Source organism: Leuconostoc sp. C5 (assembly GCF_056530425.1).
Genome location: NZ_CP134351.1, coordinates 413806 through 430594, shown reverse-complemented (window position 1 = coordinate 430594; position 16789 = coordinate 413806). Strand labels below are relative to the sequence as shown.

Annotated in this window: 18 protein-coding genes; 3 read left to right on the top strand and 15 right to left on the bottom strand. The window is 37.5% G+C overall.

Translation table 11 applies throughout. The features are described from left to right. Positions 1-5 precede the first annotated feature (5 nt). Positions 6-488 carry a transcription elongation factor GreA gene (gene greA, locus RHP56_RS02330; protein WP_011679314.1) on the top strand — a complete coding sequence of 161 codons (483 nt, stop codon included), beginning with the start codon at positions 6-8 and terminating at the stop codon, positions 486-488. Between the two features lie 81 nt (positions 489-569). Here greA and RHP56_RS02325 read toward each other — a convergent pair whose 3' ends face one another. The 11 genes from RHP56_RS02325 to RHP56_RS02275 form a co-directional block, all read right to left on the bottom strand. After that, positions 570-1535 carry a GRP family sugar transporter gene (locus tag RHP56_RS02325; protein WP_010294328.1) on the bottom strand — a complete coding sequence of 322 codons (966 nt, stop codon included), beginning with the start codon at positions 1533-1535 and terminating at the stop codon, positions 570-572. 383 nt (positions 1536-1918) lie between these two features. Beyond that, positions 1919-3220 carry a glycoside hydrolase family 73 protein gene (locus RHP56_RS02320; RefSeq protein WP_102753343.1) on the bottom strand — a complete coding sequence of 434 codons (1302 nt, stop codon included), beginning with the start codon at positions 3218-3220 and terminating at the stop codon, positions 1919-1921. Between the two features lie 74 nt (positions 3221-3294). Then, positions 3295-4554 carry an acetate/propionate family kinase gene (locus RHP56_RS02315; RefSeq protein ID WP_059441911.1) on the bottom strand — a complete coding sequence of 420 codons (1260 nt, stop codon included), beginning with the start codon at positions 4552-4554 and terminating at the stop codon, positions 3295-3297. Between the two features lie 62 nt (positions 4555-4616). Further along, positions 4617-5606, bottom strand: a complete 990-nt coding sequence (locus RHP56_RS02310) for a class I SAM-dependent methyltransferase (RefSeq protein ID WP_102753344.1) — start codon at positions 5604-5606, stop codon at positions 4617-4619. Positions 5607-5643: 37 nt separating this feature from the next. After that, positions 5644-5931 carry a hypothetical protein gene (locus RHP56_RS02305; protein WP_014324343.1) on the bottom strand — a complete coding sequence of 96 codons (288 nt, stop codon included), beginning with the start codon at positions 5929-5931 and terminating at the stop codon, positions 5644-5646. Next, entirely contained in the window at positions 5924-6337 is a 414-nt protein-coding gene (locus tag RHP56_RS02300) for a prepilin-type N-terminal cleavage/methylation domain-containing protein (RefSeq protein ID WP_010290465.1), read from the bottom strand. The genes RHP56_RS02305 and RHP56_RS02300 overlap by 8 nt, the downstream gene beginning before the upstream one ends. 176 nt (positions 6338-6513) lie before the next feature. Next, positions 6514-6915 (bottom strand): type II secretion system protein, encoded by a 402-nt coding sequence (locus RHP56_RS02295; protein WP_011679308.1) that lies wholly within the window; start codon positions 6913-6915, stop codon positions 6514-6516. Next, the gene (gene comGC / locus RHP56_RS02290; protein WP_011679307.1) at positions 6899-7210 is read right to left on the bottom strand and encodes a competence type IV pilus major pilin ComGC; all 312 of its coding nucleotides are present in this window, start codon (positions 7208-7210) and stop codon (positions 6899-6901) included. Before comGC ends, RHP56_RS02295 begins: the two co-directional genes overlap by 17 nt. Further along, positions 7207-8217 (bottom strand): type II secretion system F family protein, encoded by a 1011-nt coding sequence (locus RHP56_RS02285; protein WP_014324340.1) that lies wholly within the window; start codon positions 8215-8217, stop codon positions 7207-7209. The genes comGC and RHP56_RS02285 overlap by 4 nt, the downstream gene beginning before the upstream one ends. Beyond that, positions 8186-9127, bottom strand: a complete 942-nt coding sequence (gene comGA, locus RHP56_RS02280; RefSeq protein ID WP_010289199.1) for a competence type IV pilus ATPase ComGA — start codon at positions 9125-9127, stop codon at positions 8186-8188. The genes RHP56_RS02285 and comGA overlap by 32 nt, the downstream gene beginning before the upstream one ends. A gap of 108 nt (positions 9128-9235) precedes the next feature. Continuing rightward, on the bottom strand, positions 9236-10081 hold the full coding sequence (locus tag RHP56_RS02275) for a bifunctional 5,10-methylenetetrahydrofolate dehydrogenase/5,10-methenyltetrahydrofolate cyclohydrolase (protein ID WP_102753346.1): 846 nt from the start codon (positions 10079-10081) through the stop codon (positions 9236-9238). Positions 10082-10152: 71 nt separating this feature from the next. On the opposite strand from RHP56_RS02275, the gene RHP56_RS02270 reads away from it, so the two are divergent. Further along, positions 10153-10629: a deoxycytidylate deaminase gene (locus tag RHP56_RS02270; protein ID WP_014324339.1), complete on the top strand. Its 477-nt coding sequence runs from the start codon at positions 10153-10155 to the stop codon at positions 10627-10629. Between the two features lie 200 nt (positions 10630-10829). Beyond that, on the top strand, positions 10830-11798 hold the full coding sequence (locus tag RHP56_RS02265) for a thymidylate synthase (RefSeq protein WP_011679304.1): 969 nt from the start codon (positions 10830-10832) through the stop codon (positions 11796-11798). 22 nt (positions 11799-11820) lie between these two features. Here the strand turns inward: RHP56_RS02265 and RHP56_RS02260 are convergent, their stop codons facing one another. The 4 genes from RHP56_RS02260 to cshA all read right to left on the bottom strand — a co-directional run bounded on the left by RHP56_RS02260 (position 11821) and on the right by cshA (position 16755). Further along, entirely contained in the window at positions 11821-12429 is a 609-nt protein-coding gene (locus RHP56_RS02260; RefSeq protein ID WP_036089967.1) for a JAB domain-containing protein, read from the bottom strand. Between the two features lie 35 nt (positions 12430-12464). Beyond that, on the bottom strand, positions 12465-13853 hold the full coding sequence (locus RHP56_RS02255) for an MFS transporter (protein WP_011679302.1): 1389 nt from the start codon (positions 13851-13853) through the stop codon (positions 12465-12467). Continuing rightward, positions 13843-15024, bottom strand: coding sequence for a bifunctional folylpolyglutamate synthase/dihydrofolate synthase (locus RHP56_RS02250; protein WP_102753347.1), 1182 nt, complete (start codon positions 15022-15024; stop codon positions 13843-13845). The genes RHP56_RS02255 and RHP56_RS02250 overlap by 11 nt, the downstream gene beginning before the upstream one ends. A 144-nt stretch (positions 15025-15168) precedes the next feature. Then, positions 15169-16755 (bottom strand): degradosome RNA helicase CshA, encoded by a 1587-nt coding sequence (gene cshA, locus RHP56_RS02245; protein WP_102753356.1) that lies wholly within the window; start codon positions 16753-16755, stop codon positions 15169-15171. Positions 16756-16789 lie beyond the last annotated feature (34 nt).

The following is a 16789-nucleotide window of genomic DNA, read 5'->3' as shown; positions in this document are numbered from 1 at the left end:
CACTTATGTCTGAAGAAAAAACATATCCAATGACTGCTGAAGGCCGTGACAAGCTTCAACTTGAGTTGGAAGATCTTATTGCTAATCAACGACCAGAAATTACAAAACGTATTCAGATTGCAAGATCATACGGTGACTTATCAGAAAACTCGGAATATCAATCAGCTAAAGATGAACAAGCCTTTGTTGAAGGACGCATTCAAACATTAAAAAATATGATTGATAATGCTGAAATCATTGATTCTAATGCAACAGCTAAGGACGAAGTTTCATTAGGTAAGACGGTGACATTCAAAGAATTACCAAATGAAGAACCTGAAACATATGCTATCGTTGGTTCTGTAGAAGCTGATCCTTTGGCAGGAAAAATTTCTAACGAGTCTCCAATGGCTAATGCCTTAATTGGTAAAAAGGTCGGAGAAACCGTTGCTGTTCCATTGCCAAATGGTATTAGCATTGACGTTGAAATTATTAACGTAACTAAATAAGTTCAGTATTCAAAAAGCACCTGCCTAGGTGCTTTTTTATTGCATTAAAAAACGTCTGAACAATGGTTCAGACGTTTTATATTATGCGAAAGTATAAATATTGCCGATGATAATTGCGCCAATAACAACTAATATTGTACCGATCACAATTAACTTCATCTGATAACTTGACTTCTTCTCTCCTAATATATAGATACCACCAAAAGTACCAACAATAATACCTAATTGTGAGAATGTTGTCGCGATAGTTTGACCAACATCAGGATTGGCAGCTGAGATGAACATGAAAATATTACCAGCAGCCCAAACTAAACCTGTTACAATGTTACGCCAAGTTGGTAACTTAAACATGATACTTGATTCTTTCAAAACGAAGGCAACAATTAGAAAGGCACCAATAACTTGACCGATAGCTTGTGGTCCAACAATGGCGGTCATATAATCGACACCATTACCACGTGCTTTAATGGCATCAGAGATGTAACCAACTTTGTTTAAGAAGTTTGGTAAAACAAAATAGAACATGAATCCGATGGTTGAAACAATCAGGTAGATAAGCCCTTTAGTCCAGTCCTTTTTTTGCTCTTGTGCTTCAATTCCTGCGCTGTTTTTTGCTTTATCACGTGCTGAAATTAAAGTTGCACCGATAACAACCGTAATGATTGAAATCACACCAATTGCCCACATTTTAGCAGTCTTCCATTCGCCTAAGACAGCAGCAGCCATTAAAGCATTTGCTACAATTTGACCGGCTGTTGACAATGGAATAGCAAGCGAAACGCCCAAATCCTTGATAGCCAAAAACTGTCCTGCTGTTCCAACTGCCCAAACCAATCCAGAAACAATACCGACAACCCAAATATGACTGCTTAATTCGATGTGGCGTGGCATGACAAAGAAAAACATTGTTGCTAGGCCAAATATCAAAGCACCAAAAGTCATACCTAAGGTCTGTTGCCCTGCTGTTCCCCCCATTTTTGTGTTGACGATTCCAACGGAACCCCAAGCTAGTGCCGGCACTAGGGCCAGTAAAATTGCTAAACTCATGCTAAATATTGCTCCTTTTTCATATGATGTTCTGCAACACATCATTTTTTAACACTGTTTATTTTACATTAGTGAAACCGTTTACACAAGTCTTTTTTTACAATTTCTGTAAACGTTTTCAAATACTTGTTAATTTATTAAAAATTTTGAATAAAAATCATGAAAAAGTTTACGTTATAAAATTACTGATAATCTTTATTACTATTGGTGTGCACTTACTTTTATTAAGTACAATACAATCATTTACACGATAATTTTTGTAAATTTACATCATTTTTTTAAAATATTAAAATTAAATAAGAAATAAAAATTGAAAACATATTCAGTTATATCGTATATTAAAAACCGATCATCTAAAATGTCTAGATGATCGGGTACATTTTTTATTTATCAAAACGTTGTAAATTCCATGTCTCAATCAAATTTATAATCAATTTTGGATAATTAACATCGGTTGCATATGAATCCTTATACAGAGCTTTAGCGGCTTCCTTGTAGTTTTTTGCATCCAATACATCTTGGAACTGATTAGGATTCCAAGTATTACCATTCACTAATGTCTCAGCATGTTCTTTCATGCTATCTTTCCAATCACTATACACAGCAAAACGTGCTTTTTGTGTCTCAGGTTTCCCATCAACATACTCAGTCGTTTCCAAAACAACTGATTTTCCTGCTGTCTCATCCTGAGTTTTAACACCAAAATAGTTATTGTATTTAGATGATAGCTTTGAGTTATCCCAGTTTGATTCATGTGCCGCTTGAGCTATCGATATTGATGCTAAGATACCATATTTCTTACTGAGTGTCTGAGCATATGGCGCAATTTTGTTGACAAAAGCCAAACGATGTTCAAATTCGCTTTTACCCGAAGTAGCCATCAATGTTATAACAGCAGGCTTATTTATACCATCTTTGTTCAAGTCTTTATAATACGACTTTAGTTGTTTATCTGAAGTTGCCAACAATTTCGTCATTAAATCAGTAGCATCTGTCACTTTATTTAAATCGTATGCTGCTGGGTAAACGTAATCGGCCAAGTTACTCTTAGAAGACATATTTTTCAATAAATCCGGATACTTTGATTTCATCTTAGAAATAATAGATTTATCACCAAATGCCTTATTCACTTTATCTTGTGACAATTTAGTCTCACTGGCAACGTTTTTGGCAATAGCCGCCTGATCTTGACCTGTTGCTACCAAAACATATCCTTTGCCCAATTGTGGGCCGGCATTAGGCCCCATCGTCAACTGTTTAAAAATCAATTGAACAGTTTGAGAAGGTGATATTTTATAAGTTCCTGCTTGGAGATCTTCAGCACCGTGCTTTAATGAATATTTGTAAAAGGCCTCAGAACTTTTAATAACTTTTTGTTTTTGCAATGCTTTTGCCATCTGAGAGGGTGTAGATCCGGATGGTATTTTCACAGTTTTAAACGTTGTGTCATTCGGATCTAATGCAGCTGTATTATCTGTCAATAACACTTTTAATCCGAAAAACAGACCTATCACTATAACTAAAAGTAACAAAAGTAATATCAGACGATTAGGCTTTTTACGTTTTTTTCTAGGGCTACCACCCTTATTCCCACTATTCATTGTATCAGCAAATGGATCGAGGCCTTTCTCAATCGCCTCAGCATTTTTGATCTCATGCTGATGTCTTTCTTTTCTAGACTGCATATCTCATCTCACCTCTTACAGCGTAATAAAGCGGCTAGTGTTGTCCACTAGCCGTCCACATACTCTACATCTAACTATGCTTTCAAAGATTCAACATCTCTAGCAATCATTAGTTCTTCATTGGTTGGGATCAACAAGGCTTTTACCTTGGAGTCATTCGTAGATATTTCAACTTCTTTGCCGCGAACATTATTTTTTTCTTCATCTAATTTCACACCAAAGTAGTTTAATTTATCAATAATCATTTTACGAACTGGGACTGAGTTTTCACCAATTCCTGCTGTAAATACGATAGCATCAACGCCTCCCATTTCAGCAACATACTGTCCCACATATTTAACAACACGATTAATAAATATTCTAATCGCCATGTCAGCATGCTCATTAGTGTCTTGGACATCTAACAAGTCACGCATATCACTTGAAATTGTCGAAATACCAAGCAAACCGGACTTTTTGTTCAATATATTTAACATCTCTTCGTTAGATAGTCCTTCGCGTTCTTGAATATAATAAACAAGCGAAGCATCGACATCCCCTGAACGCGTTGCCATAGCAACACCAGCTAAGGGAGAAAATCCCATAGAAGTATCTAATGACTTACCATCCTTAATAGCCGTAATTGAGGCACCTGCACCTAAATGCAGCGTGATTAATTTCAAGCTTTTTAAATCTTTACCGAGCAATTCGGCTGCACGCGATGCAACATATCGGTGCGATGTACCATGAGCACCATACTTGCGGGCGCCATAACGCGTGTAGTATTCATATGGCAAGGCATAAAGAAAGTTTTCATCAGGCATTGTTTGATGGAAAGAAGTATCAAAAACCGCCACTGACAATGCATCAGGGAGGAGCTTTTGGAAAGCACGAATTCCCATAGCATTGGCTGGGTTATGAAGTGGTGCATAATCTGCAAGACGATCAATTTTAGCCAGCACCTCATCTGTTACCACCACGGAATGATTAAACCATTCACCACCAGCAACAACACGATGTCCGACACCAGTAATTTCATTAAAGTCCTTAATAATACCCAGATCTGTTAACTTTTGCAACATGAAGTTAATGGCCTGTTGGTGGTTTTTAATTGCAGTAACGTTTTCGTACTTCTTACCTTTGCCGTCTTTGGACAAAGTAATATGTTCGTCATCTTCTGAATGGCCAACCAAGCGCTCTGCATTGATTTCTGCACCGTATTTAATCGTTACTATTGCATCGTCCATACCAATGCGTTCGATAACACCTTGTGCAATTACTTGTTCTGCAGGCATCTCTAATAATTGAAACTTTAGTGATGAACTACCTGCGTTAACAGCCATTGTTTTAGCCATGATATTCTTTTTACCTGTCTTTCTTCCTTACCTAAATTCTAAGTGACAATGCCACGAATACATCAATTTTGTTCATTCTCTAGTTTAACCCACGCTTTGATTTCTTGCAAAAAATTTTGCAATGATTTTAGATCCTTGAGCGAAGGATATTGGCCCATGAGCACTTCATTATTTTTAGTCCCTTGTTTTTTAAGCACTAAAATAGCTTTTGCTGCACGCACCTCTTGGAAAAATTCGTTTGGTAATTGTAGAAATGCTTTTAGCTGTGCCCGTGACGTAACAAATTGTAATACTTTTTTTGCTTCATCGCCGTTCAAAACATTTGCGGGTACAAGTAGATATATCCATCCATCATCTGCAACAAAATCCAATGACTTTTCAATAAGTAGGTGATGAACGAAGGAACGCCCATTTTGATTACGAGTTATAAATTTGTCACTTGGCTGGAGTGGATAATACCCGACTGGCAAATCAGCTATAACAACTTTGGCTTTAGGGGGCTCTTCTATGCTGATGGTGTCCTCCTTGTATAGAGTTGTTTCATCGCTATTGATTATTTCATCTGTGGCGGACGCGAGCGCTAGTTGTGTTTCATCATTATCAATCCCTATGCGTTTAACTGTCACATCTAGCATCTCATTTATTGTCCATAAAAGATTACCTGAACCAACATTCATGTCGATAATAGTATCATTATCTCGTAACCCAGCTGTCTGGTTAATAAAATCAGCCAGCAAATAGCCAATTCCATCGGGGGTAATCTGGTAATTAGCAGGAGTTTGATCTTCACGATTAGCTTTCAAAACAGCCAATTGTAGTGCTTTGCGTTTTTCAGCTGGTGATAATAAAGACCAGTCCATATCAATTGTTGACTGTATTATTTGCACCACATCGTTACTTGGCTTATCAAACTCACGATGGACAGTCTGCGAATTAATATCTTCAAGTATCTCAATTAGTGCATCGATATAACTGATGTTCGTGTCTTTAACCAAAGATTGTGAAGCGCTAGTTAAAGCATCAAAATATTGTGCTATTTTTTCTTGTGTCATAGGTTTATTTTAGCGGTTTTAGGACCAATTTTCAAGGTTATTTCACAAGCAATTCACGCTGATATATACGCTTTCCTAAGTCAATTTTTATTTGCTTATTAATAACGGTGACTTTAGCCTCATCAAAATTGAATTTGGTCTCATTATTTTTGTATACTTGCGTACTGACAATCATTTGTATCTTGTCAATTTTTGCTATTTCGATCAAATGTGTTTGTGCCCGCAACTGTTGATTAAAAGCCATATTCTGCAAAATAAATAACGCGCTTAATGCTCCCAGAACAAAAATGGTTGGTACTAAAACATAGGCATTTTTTTTATTCATTTTGTACCGTCTTCTTTAAATGCAATATACTTGAAAATTTACCTTTGTTAGTTGTAATTGTTAAATTCAAATAATTATTGCGATCATCCACCGCTAGATTTGTTACGTTCTGCATTAAAATTATCTGACCCGCACCACTGCCACTTATTTGTAATTTATTATTTTTGACTTCAAGATACATATCTTTACCCTCGTAGCTTTTAAGTCTAGCTGATGTCAATGTTGCTGAGGTTATGGTATATTTTTGAGTTTCAAGTTGATGCGTGATCGTTTGCAGGACTGTTGCCTTTGGAGCATCAGAAATTTGCTTTAAAAACGGAACAACAAATTGTAAAGAAGTCAAAACTAACGCGGCTATAAGCAATGATATCAAGGCTTCTAGCAATGTAAACCCATCATTTTTCATTACACCCTCCCCACTGATTTATTGCATCAATTCGTTCTCGTTCTGCAACTTTTAATTTCCTTTCCAAGTTACTTTTGTGAATATGAAATTGGTGAACTTGTTCATACTCAAATGACATGCATACTGATACTAGTATTAAAGCTAACATTGATTCTGCCAAAACAAATGCGGACTGCTTATTTTGAATTATTTGTTTCAACACGATATTCTCCTCCTCCAAGACTAAATATTAGTTTTATCGTCTGTTCTCCTGTGAGTGTCACTGTGGTTGGTGCAACATAGCCTGTTGTTAAGACATTTATTCTTTGTTGCGAATCTTTTTTTATACCTGATGGATAAACTAGTACTTGATTATTAAATCTCACCTCCTTCTTATCAAAAATAACCTCAACTGTTTTTTGTTCATGTTGTGCCGTTAGTCTTGCGTTTTGCCAGTAGGTTTGAAATGTTGCTAACCATTGTTGCGTGTCTATTTTGGGACGCGCCGATGTTTGTGCTCCAACAAAAAGCAGCAAACTCACAATCGTTAATGTTACAGCTGACTCGATTAATGTGAACCCACTATTTACGTGCTTCATTATGAACAATTGTTATTTTAAGATCTTGTGCTTTTTGAAACTGTTTCTCAGTTAAATAATTTTCTGACTTTAGTGCAGCGAGTGTCACATTATCCTGATTGGGGTGATCATTTTGATACAAATCAATTTGTGTTTGAACAGTTGATACCATCGCTGTCGCATGGTTTTCTACCGCATGTTTACGCTGTGCATTTAAATTTGGCAAAATAAGTAACATTAACAAACTAATAATAAAGAGTACAATTGCTGCTTCAATTAGTGTAAATGCTTTTTTCGATTTTTTAAAAATATTCATTGATATAGTCCTCCAATTGTTTGATACATTGGTAATAGCATGCTCATATACAGACCAACAATTGCAACGCCGATAATACCAAAAAATAATGGTTGCAGCGTGCCAATAAAACGGTCTGTTTGTTGCATAAGTAATTTAAATTGTGTTTTTGCATAATAATCGAGATATCGAGCAAGTATCTTAGGTTTATGACCACGAATAAAATATCCAGCCAATGAATCATTAACAAATGACTGTGATAATATATACCTCTCGATATTGCCTCCCAATTTGAGATGCTTTTGAATATCATGTGCAAGTGCAACTGCGTATGATTTATTATTTTGTTGTGCAACTTCATCAATAATTTCTGGTAACGTTAGTCCACTAAACATTAACATTGATAATTGTTGGCTAACTTGATAGGTAACAATACTGCGCACTATCGTCCCCACAAATGGTACTTTAGCCAGTATATTTAATTGTTGAATTGATGATAAATGATGCCAATACCATAACCACAGTGTTAAGAAGGTTAAAGTTAAGAGACCGGTGCAGAAAATAAATGCATATGGATAATTGATCGCCTCTTGATTAGTTTCTCGCCATTGATTGATCATTGGGTATAAAAAACATTTTAGTCCAATCAACAACAAACCAAGGATACCCAGTAAAATAATTGGATAACGCATGACCTGTGATAACTTGCTTTGTTGTTGCTGAAATTTGGCAAGGGTCTGCCCAATTCGAACCAGTGTATTGGAAATATCCCCATGTTGGTCTGATAACCGCAATTGTAATAAAATATTTGGACTAATAAATGCCTCGAGGGCTTGATAGAATGTTTGCCCTGTTGATAGACCTTTCTGAACCTGGCTAAGGATTGATTGCCATTTTTGATGTGCACTAGCTAAGATATCAATGCTCTGTGCGATACTATATCCTGATGATAGTAGCTCACCCAGCTCTTGAAAAAATAATACCTGGTCCCGCTTATTAAAGCGCGCTAAATTTTTGATAGGTTTCATTTGTTATCTTCCCTTCCTTTAAGGCATCCGCAAGCGTTTCTCGCCATCTATTAGTAAATTTTGGTGAACCTTTTAAAGGCATTCCTGCTACAACATCAGCAACAGCTGCTTGTTTATTGTCTATCGTGGGCACTAACCTTTGATAAACAATTTTTGTTAATGCTGCTTCGAGCTGACTTTTATCAACACCTAGTTCCAACAACCGTAAAGCGACGTCTTTTGTTGACATTGCGTGAATAGTACTAAATACTAAATGTCCACTCAAAGCTGCTTGTATCACAGCTTGAGCTGTTTTAACATCACGAATTTCTCCGATTAGTAAAATTTCAGGTCGGTGGCGTAAAGCTACTTTAATTAATTCTGTATAGTCAATGCCCGCTGTCTCGTTAACCTGCAACTGCACAAACTCTGGGGCATTAATTTCTACGGGGTCTTCAATGGTTAATACTAATTTATTTTCCGCAATGCTTTTTAATAAATGATAAAGTGTTGTTGTTTTACCTGATCCGGTTGGTCCTGAGATTAAAAACAATCCTGAATCAGGTAACTTTAATTTCATATCATCAAACTGCTTTTCAGCCAACCAATTTTGTGTATTGTGCTCTGGATAAATTACACGCAAAACTACTGTCTCTCGGTTCAAAAAATCTCCCACAGTTGAAACACGTATCCAAATATCCTGTTTTTGAAAACGCCCGAGTTGTGGCCTTCGTCGCTCAGAAATATTCATCTTAGCACGGTATTTAATAGCTGAAATCATTTTTTCAGCAGCTTTATTGTCCAGATATTCTTGAGTTACTATTGAACCACCAGCATGAAACTTTATCGTAAACCTATCATCGTTGGGCAATATGTAAATATCACTAGCTTCCTCAGCAACAGCGTTATCAAGTAATTGATCAATTTCCATCATTAACTCCTTTCTCTTTTTTGAGCTCACAGTATCATACGAGTTTAGATATCTTTTCGCACAAAAAAGCATCTGACAAATATGCCAGATGCTTTTTTATTTATCGTTTTATTGATATTGTTCTGCTAGTGTTACTGTATTTTCTAACAGCGTTGCGATAGTCATTGGCCCAACACCACCTGGGACAGGGGTTATATAACCGGCAATCCCTTGGGCTGAGGAAAAGTTTACATCCCCCGTGGCTTTCCCATCAACAACGTTCATACCAACATCGATTACTGTAGCGCCCTTTTTCAGGTCTTCACCTTGAATAAAGTTTGGAATACCAACACCAACAACAACAATATCTGCATTTTTTAAAAGTGCCTTTAAGGTCGTTGGTTCAGTATAGCGGTGTGCTAAGGTTACCGTAGCGTCTGCATTAGTGAGCAAAGCAAACATTGGCCTGCCAAATAATTGTGAGCGGCCAACGACCACAGCATTTTTTCCTTTTAAAGAAATATTATATTGCGCCAAAAGTGTCATCACACCTTGAGGCGTTGCCGCAACAGTATAATTTTCCAAAGAATCACCGAATAGCATTCCTTGAACTGTTGCTCCTAGACCATCAGCATCTTTATGTGGTGCCACAGCAGAAAAAATTTGTCGTTCTTTAATTCCTTTGGCTAACGGACTCTGAACAAGGATTCCTGTAATACTTTCATCGTCATTTAGCTCTTCTACTAATTGAATAACACTTTCTGTTGTTGCATCAGTTGAGATTGGTATATCTCGCGTTACAATTCCGAGTTTAGCTGCTTGACGTGACTTCATGCCAACATATAATTGGCTCCCATCATTTGAAGGATCATAAATAACTGCTAAAGTGACAGGTCTTTTTTGTTTAGCCACACGTGCTTTTGTTTGTTCATTGATGGTTTTTGCAACCGCCTTACCATCTAAAATCTCTGTCATATTTTTTACTCCTTCAAATAAAAATGTGTTATTATCATTCTAACAGATTTATTTGATAAAGGAAGTTATTCATGGCAGATCAACGCATTAGTTGGCATCAATATTTCATTGCACAAGCAGCAATTTTATCCACACGATCTACCTGCACGCGATTACACGTTGGTGCCATTATTGTTCGTGATCATCGCATTATTGCCAGTGGGTACAATGGCTCTGTATCTGGCACGCCTCACTGTACAGAAGTTGGTGACTTGATGGTTGACGGTCACTGTATTCGAGCAGTTCATGCAGAGCAAAACGCCTTGATGCAAGCAGCAAAAATGGGTATAACAATTGATGGATCGGAAGTTTATGTAACAGACGTACCTTGCGTCCAATGTACTAAATTACTTTTACAAGCCGGCATCAATAAAATTTATTTTATGAGAGATTATCGAAATAATACCTTTGCCGAAGAACTATTAGCACAAAAAGGAATTGAATTAAAACAAGTTCCACTTTCTGCACTTACAGCACAGCAAATTGATATGAACCAATTCATTGTATGAATACGATATACCTTAGCGTTTTTTAATCCAATAGAAAGAGATATCACATCGAAAACCCCGTTAAATCATTTGCTATTTAACGGGGTTTTCGTTAGTATTTTAAGTAAAGATTAATTTTGAAAGGAAATGTGTTTGATAAGGAATCGCCTGGAGGCATTGCATGCCAATGATTCAGTCGCGCACATTACGTATTTTGACATATGTCTCAAAATGAACAACAATATCTCGACCTCGCACAAAAGATTCTTGATGAAGGATCACATAAAGGAGACCGCACTGGTACTGGAACACGTTCATTGTTCGGTACACAAATGCGATTTAACCTGGCTGAAGGATTCCCCCTTTTAACTACCAAAAAGGTTTTCTTTGGTTTGATTAAAAGTGAACTTTTATGGTTCTTAAGAGGAGATAATAATATCCGATTCTTACTTGAACACAATAATCATATCTGGGATGAATGGGCGTTTAAAAAGTGGATTGAATCTGATAAATATACCGGTCCCGATATGACTAATTTTGGTCTTCGTTCACAAACTGATGAAAATTTTGCCAAAATATACAAAGAACAAAAAGACATTTTCGTTAACAACATTCTCAATGATGACGAATTCAAGGAAGAATTTGGTTATATTGGAAATGTTTATGGAAAATTGTGGCGCAGCTGGGAAACAAATAGTCTGACCGCCGGTGATGAAACCGTTGATCAGGTCGCCAGACTTATTGATCAAATTAAGGAAACACCGAATTCACGTCGCCTCATTTTAACAGCTTGGAATGCTGAGACCACACCGCAAGCTCCCTTACCTTCTTGTCACGTACTTAGTCAGTTTTATGTTGCGGACGGTAAACTCAGTTTGCAAATGTATCAACGCTCCGGTGACTTTTTCCTTGGTGTTCCATTCAATATTGCCAGCTATTCACTGTTGCTACACATGGTGGCAGCTCAAACTGGCTACGAAGTTGGTGAATTTATTCATACCATTGGTGACACGCATATCTACAATAATCATGTTGATCAAATAACAGAACAATTGTCACGGCCTATGCACAAATTACCAAAACTATGGCTAAATCCGGAAGTTAAATCATTGTTTGATTATACGATGGATGACATCAAAATATTAGATTACGATAGTGAACCGGCCATTAAAGCGCCCGTAGCTGTCTAAATAAAAAAAGTTATCTGAAAAATCAGATAACTTTTTTTAATTGTTGATTTTCTGACATACTCCAATACTCATTTTGCGTCACAATAAACGAGTCAAATAAACGTAAATCCATTTGATGACCAATTGTTGCCAAACGCTGACTGAAAGTAATATCTGCATTGGAAGGCATAATATTACCACTAGGATGGTTATGTGCAATCATGAATCCAAATGCGTTGGCTTTTAGTACGCGTTGAAATATCTCTCGTGGTGAAGCTTGTACTTGACTTAAAGTACCCACAAAGACTACTTCCCAACCGATAACATTCAACTGCGTATCAAGCAAAGCTACACTTAATTGTTCCTGCATTAGATTACCAATTTGTTGTTGCGCAAACCGGCCTATTTCTGCTGAATATTTGGCATTTAGTAACTGTGGCCGTCGCTGGTGCGCAACATGTTTGCCAATTTCAATTCCTAACAGCAAAGCTTCATTAGCAATCGGATTATGAGACAAAAAATCTTCCACTATATCATTTGTCAATTCATTTAAATTATAGTTATTTGGAAAGTAACGTTGAAAAATACGAATATCTTTCTTTTCCTTATACCCCAAAACATTGTAAAATTTCTCTACTTTTTCTTTGACCATATTGTTTACCTCTACAATATGATACGTCATTCTCTCTATTTTCTTATAGAACCTAAAGCACTTAATGAAAGAATGGCGGCTAGAACAATCAGTACTATGTCCACTCTAAATGTCCACAATGCACCAATGTGTGTTGATGAAGCCAACTCACGTACGTTAATTGCTTGCTTTTGAAATGTAGCAATAATGCCAGCAGCAAGTGCAATACCAACTGCAGCGGAATAGTTCGTTGTTGCAGAAAAAATAGAATTTCCTGAGCTTTGAAATTCAACTGGTACACTGCTTACCGAATAGGTCATGTTGTTACCAAACCAGAAACCCGCCCCTATCTGAATAACCATGAATCCACCTGTTAAACTAATGAGATTAATTGGGATAAATGCAATTAGTAACGTCCCAACAAACATCAATGTCACACCAATTGTAATTGGTAGCCGTGCACTATATCGATCATATAGGCGACCAGAAATTATAGCCATCATAGCATAACTTAAAGCACCTGGAAGTAAAGTCAAACCGGCAACTTGTGGATTTTTGAGTAAAACAATTTGTAGAACCATGGGTATTGCATAGTTAAACGTTAGATTAACTATTTGAGCTACAAATGCCGCTGCTATACCAAAACGAAAAACCTTAAACTTAAATATTTCTGGGCTTAACAATGGATTGTCAACTCTTTTTGCATAAAGAATATATCCAATAATACCCACAAACATCGCCAAAGTCATCAATAAACTTAAAAGATTTACTAATCCATGTGTGCTGATTCTTTCGATGACAAAAATACCAGAGACAAAAAACAGACTTAACAACAGCCAGCCAATAATATCTAATTTTTCTTTTTTAATTGTTGAAACTTGCTTGATTGTGGCCCACCCAAGTATGAGAGAACCAATTTGAACGGGCAGCACAACCCAAAAGACCATATGCCAACCGTAATTTTGAGTTAGATAACCACCAAAAGCTGGACCAATTGCTGGAGCAAAAGAAATAATTAATGAGCCAAGTCCGACCATCGTGCCACGCTTTTTCTCAGGAACTTGTTCGAAAATAACATTATACATTAATGGTAAGCCAACGCCACCACCAATCCCTTGTAGCAACCGGCCGAACAATGTAATCACAAAGGTATTACTCACAGCATCAATCAGAACACCTACAATCGATATAACCGTGGCAACAATAAACTGGCTCCGATTGGTGAAGTTTTTCTTTAACCATGGCGACAAAATAACTACCATACTTGTCAACAAGATGACACCTGAGGTCAACCATTGTACTGTGCTAGAGGTTACCTTAAATTCTGTCATCAACATTGGAAAGCTGACGTTCAAGGCAGTTTCTAACATAATATCAGTAAATCCCAGCAATCCAATCGCTAAGACACTTAGCACCAAACGTGGGGATAACTTATCATCTATCATATTGCTCTCTTACCTCACTTATAAAATATAATGATCCAGTCAATACCGTTAAATCCGCGGTTGATTTTTCAACCGCTTCTTGCCAATGTGGCATCGCAGATACCTGATACTGTTTTAATGTCTGCTCAATGGATAAACTAGGACGGCCATTAGGTCCAGTAAATGGCACAAGAACAATATTAAATCTGTCATCTCGCAATATTTCATTGAATTCAGCAGTAACATTTTTATCCATCAAACTACCAATAATCAAGGTGATTTTTTCCTTTGGATATGCCACTGACAACGACTTGTATAAAGCACGAAGTCCTTGAGCATTATGAGCACCATCCACCATAATGTTTGGTGCAATTAATTCAAACCGTCCCGAAAATTGGCTCTCTTCTAGCCCTTTTTGAATTGTATCATCAGAAATATTCTGAGCAAAAGCACGTACTGCTGCAACAGCAGTCGCTGTGTTTTCTATCTGATATTCTCCTGGCAATCCGGATTGAAATTCATGGCGCAGACCTTTTATGACATGTGGGGTTTTCTTTTCAATGACCAAGCGTGCTTCATCTGGTAAATCACCGGTAACAACAGCAACATCATCATGAATAATACCGGCCTTCTGTGATGCAATTTCAGTAATTGTATTACCCAACATTTTCTGATGATCTAATCCTACGCTAGTGATAACAGCTACCTTTGTATTTGGCATCACATTAGTAGAGTCAAGTAAACCACCAATACCCACTTCTATCACTAATGCGTCTAATTTTTTTGAAGAAAAATAGGTGAACATAATCGCTGTCAAAACTTCAAATTCTACAGGAATATCCGGATATAATTCTGCATCAACGTTTACTAACACTTGTGCGACTTTGTTAGTAGCGTGCAGTAAATCATCTTTCGAAATCATCTCATTATTGATTTGTATTCGTTCCCGAAAATTAGTGATGAAAGGTGAAACAAACAAACCAGTATCATAACCTGCCACACGTAAAATGTTACTAGCCATCGTTGATACTGAGCCCTTACCATTCGTACCAGTGACATGTATGGCATATGGTAAATCATTTTGTGGATTTCCCAAGGCTGCTAACAATGTGGTCATGCGGTATAATGACTCTTTTTGACCACCTTTTGGCCGGTTATGAATATAAGATATGGCATCTTCAACTGTTTTCATTTACTTTCTCCAACTAAAAACCGTCCAAAATGTTTGGACGGTTTCATCGTGTTACAAAATGTGTGGATAACAACTCAATAATAGCTGAGCTCCACTTGTTCATAAGACATCATACAAAGATGTCTCAAACAGCATTTTAATTTATTAATCTTTTTCACGTACAGTAAATTCGCGACGTGATCCGCCACTACTGTTGCGACGACTTTCAGTTGAGCGACCGTCACGACGCTTGTAATCTCCAAAACGGCGTTCGCTAGAAGCAGCGCCACTGCCTCGACGGCGATCATTACCGCGGGTGTCACCATTACCACGACGTTCGCGATTGCCACGGTAACCACCGCCACCACCATTACGACGTCCGCCGCCATTACGTGAACCACCGCCTGAGCCACCATTACCACCCTTACGACGTGGTAATGGACGTTCACGAGTAATTTCAACTGGTGTATTTTGCTTTTCTAAATCAGCAACGCTAGATAATACAGCAGCAGCTAATTGTTCAGCACTATACTTTGCTGTCAACGCATCTACCTGAGATTGAATTTCTGAAACCTCAGTTGTATCAATTAACTTAGCAACTTCACCAGCAGCATTGTTAATCTTTCCAATACGAGCGTCCTTTAGAGATGCTGGTTCAAGAGGCGTCATGCGCTTCTTAGTCAAATCTTCAACAGCACGTAAGTAATCCATTTCGTTTGGTGCAACGAAAGTGACAGATACACCCTTAGCTCCAGCACGACCAGTACGTCCAATACGGTGAACATAAGATTCTGGATCTTGCGGAATATCAAAGTTATAAACGTGAGATACGTCCTTCACATCCAAACCACGTGCAGCAACGTCTGTTGCAACTAAAATATTAATTTCATGTGACTTAAATTGAGCCAACACACGTGAACGCATTTGTTGTGTTAAATCACCATGCAAACCAGCAGCGTGGTAACCACGTGCTTCTAATCCTCGTGATAATTCTTCAACGCGACGCTTTGTACGACCGAAGACGATCGCCAATTTTGGTGCCTGCACATCAAAGATACGCGTCATAGTATCAAACTTTTCGTTTTCGCGCATACGAACAAAGTATTGATCAACCAAATCAGTTGTTAATTCTTTTGCTTCGATTTGAATATGTTCAGGGTTCGTCATGAACTTGACACCAATACGCTTAATTGCTGGTGGCATTGTTGCTGAGAACAACAGTGTTTGACGCTCTGCTGGTGTCTTTGAAATAATTGCCTCAATATCGTCTAAGAAGCCCATATTTAACATTTCATCAGCTTCATCCAATACTAATGTACGAACATTATCAATTTTTACAGTCTTACGGTTAATGTGATCAAGTAAACGACCAGGTGTACCAACTAGGATTTGTGGATGTGACTTCAAATTTTGGATCTGACGGCGAATATCAGCACCACCAAAGACAACCTGTACATCAACTCGCTTGTCGCGTCCCAACTTTTTTAATTCTTCAGCTGTTTGAATTGCTAATTCACGCGTTGGTGATACAATCAATGCTTGAATGTTTTTATTATTTAAATCAATGTGCTCCAAGATTGGCAAACCAAATGCTGCTGTTTTACCAGTTCCTGTTTGTGCTTGTCCAATTACATCACGTCCTGCTAATGTTAATGGAATTGTCTTTTCTTGGATTGGTGTAGCTTCAACATATCCATGCGTTGTAATAGCATCCAAAATGTCTTGTGACAAACCTAATTCACTAAATTTCAAAATTTTTTCTCCTTGCGCTTTGTGCGCGTTTGCC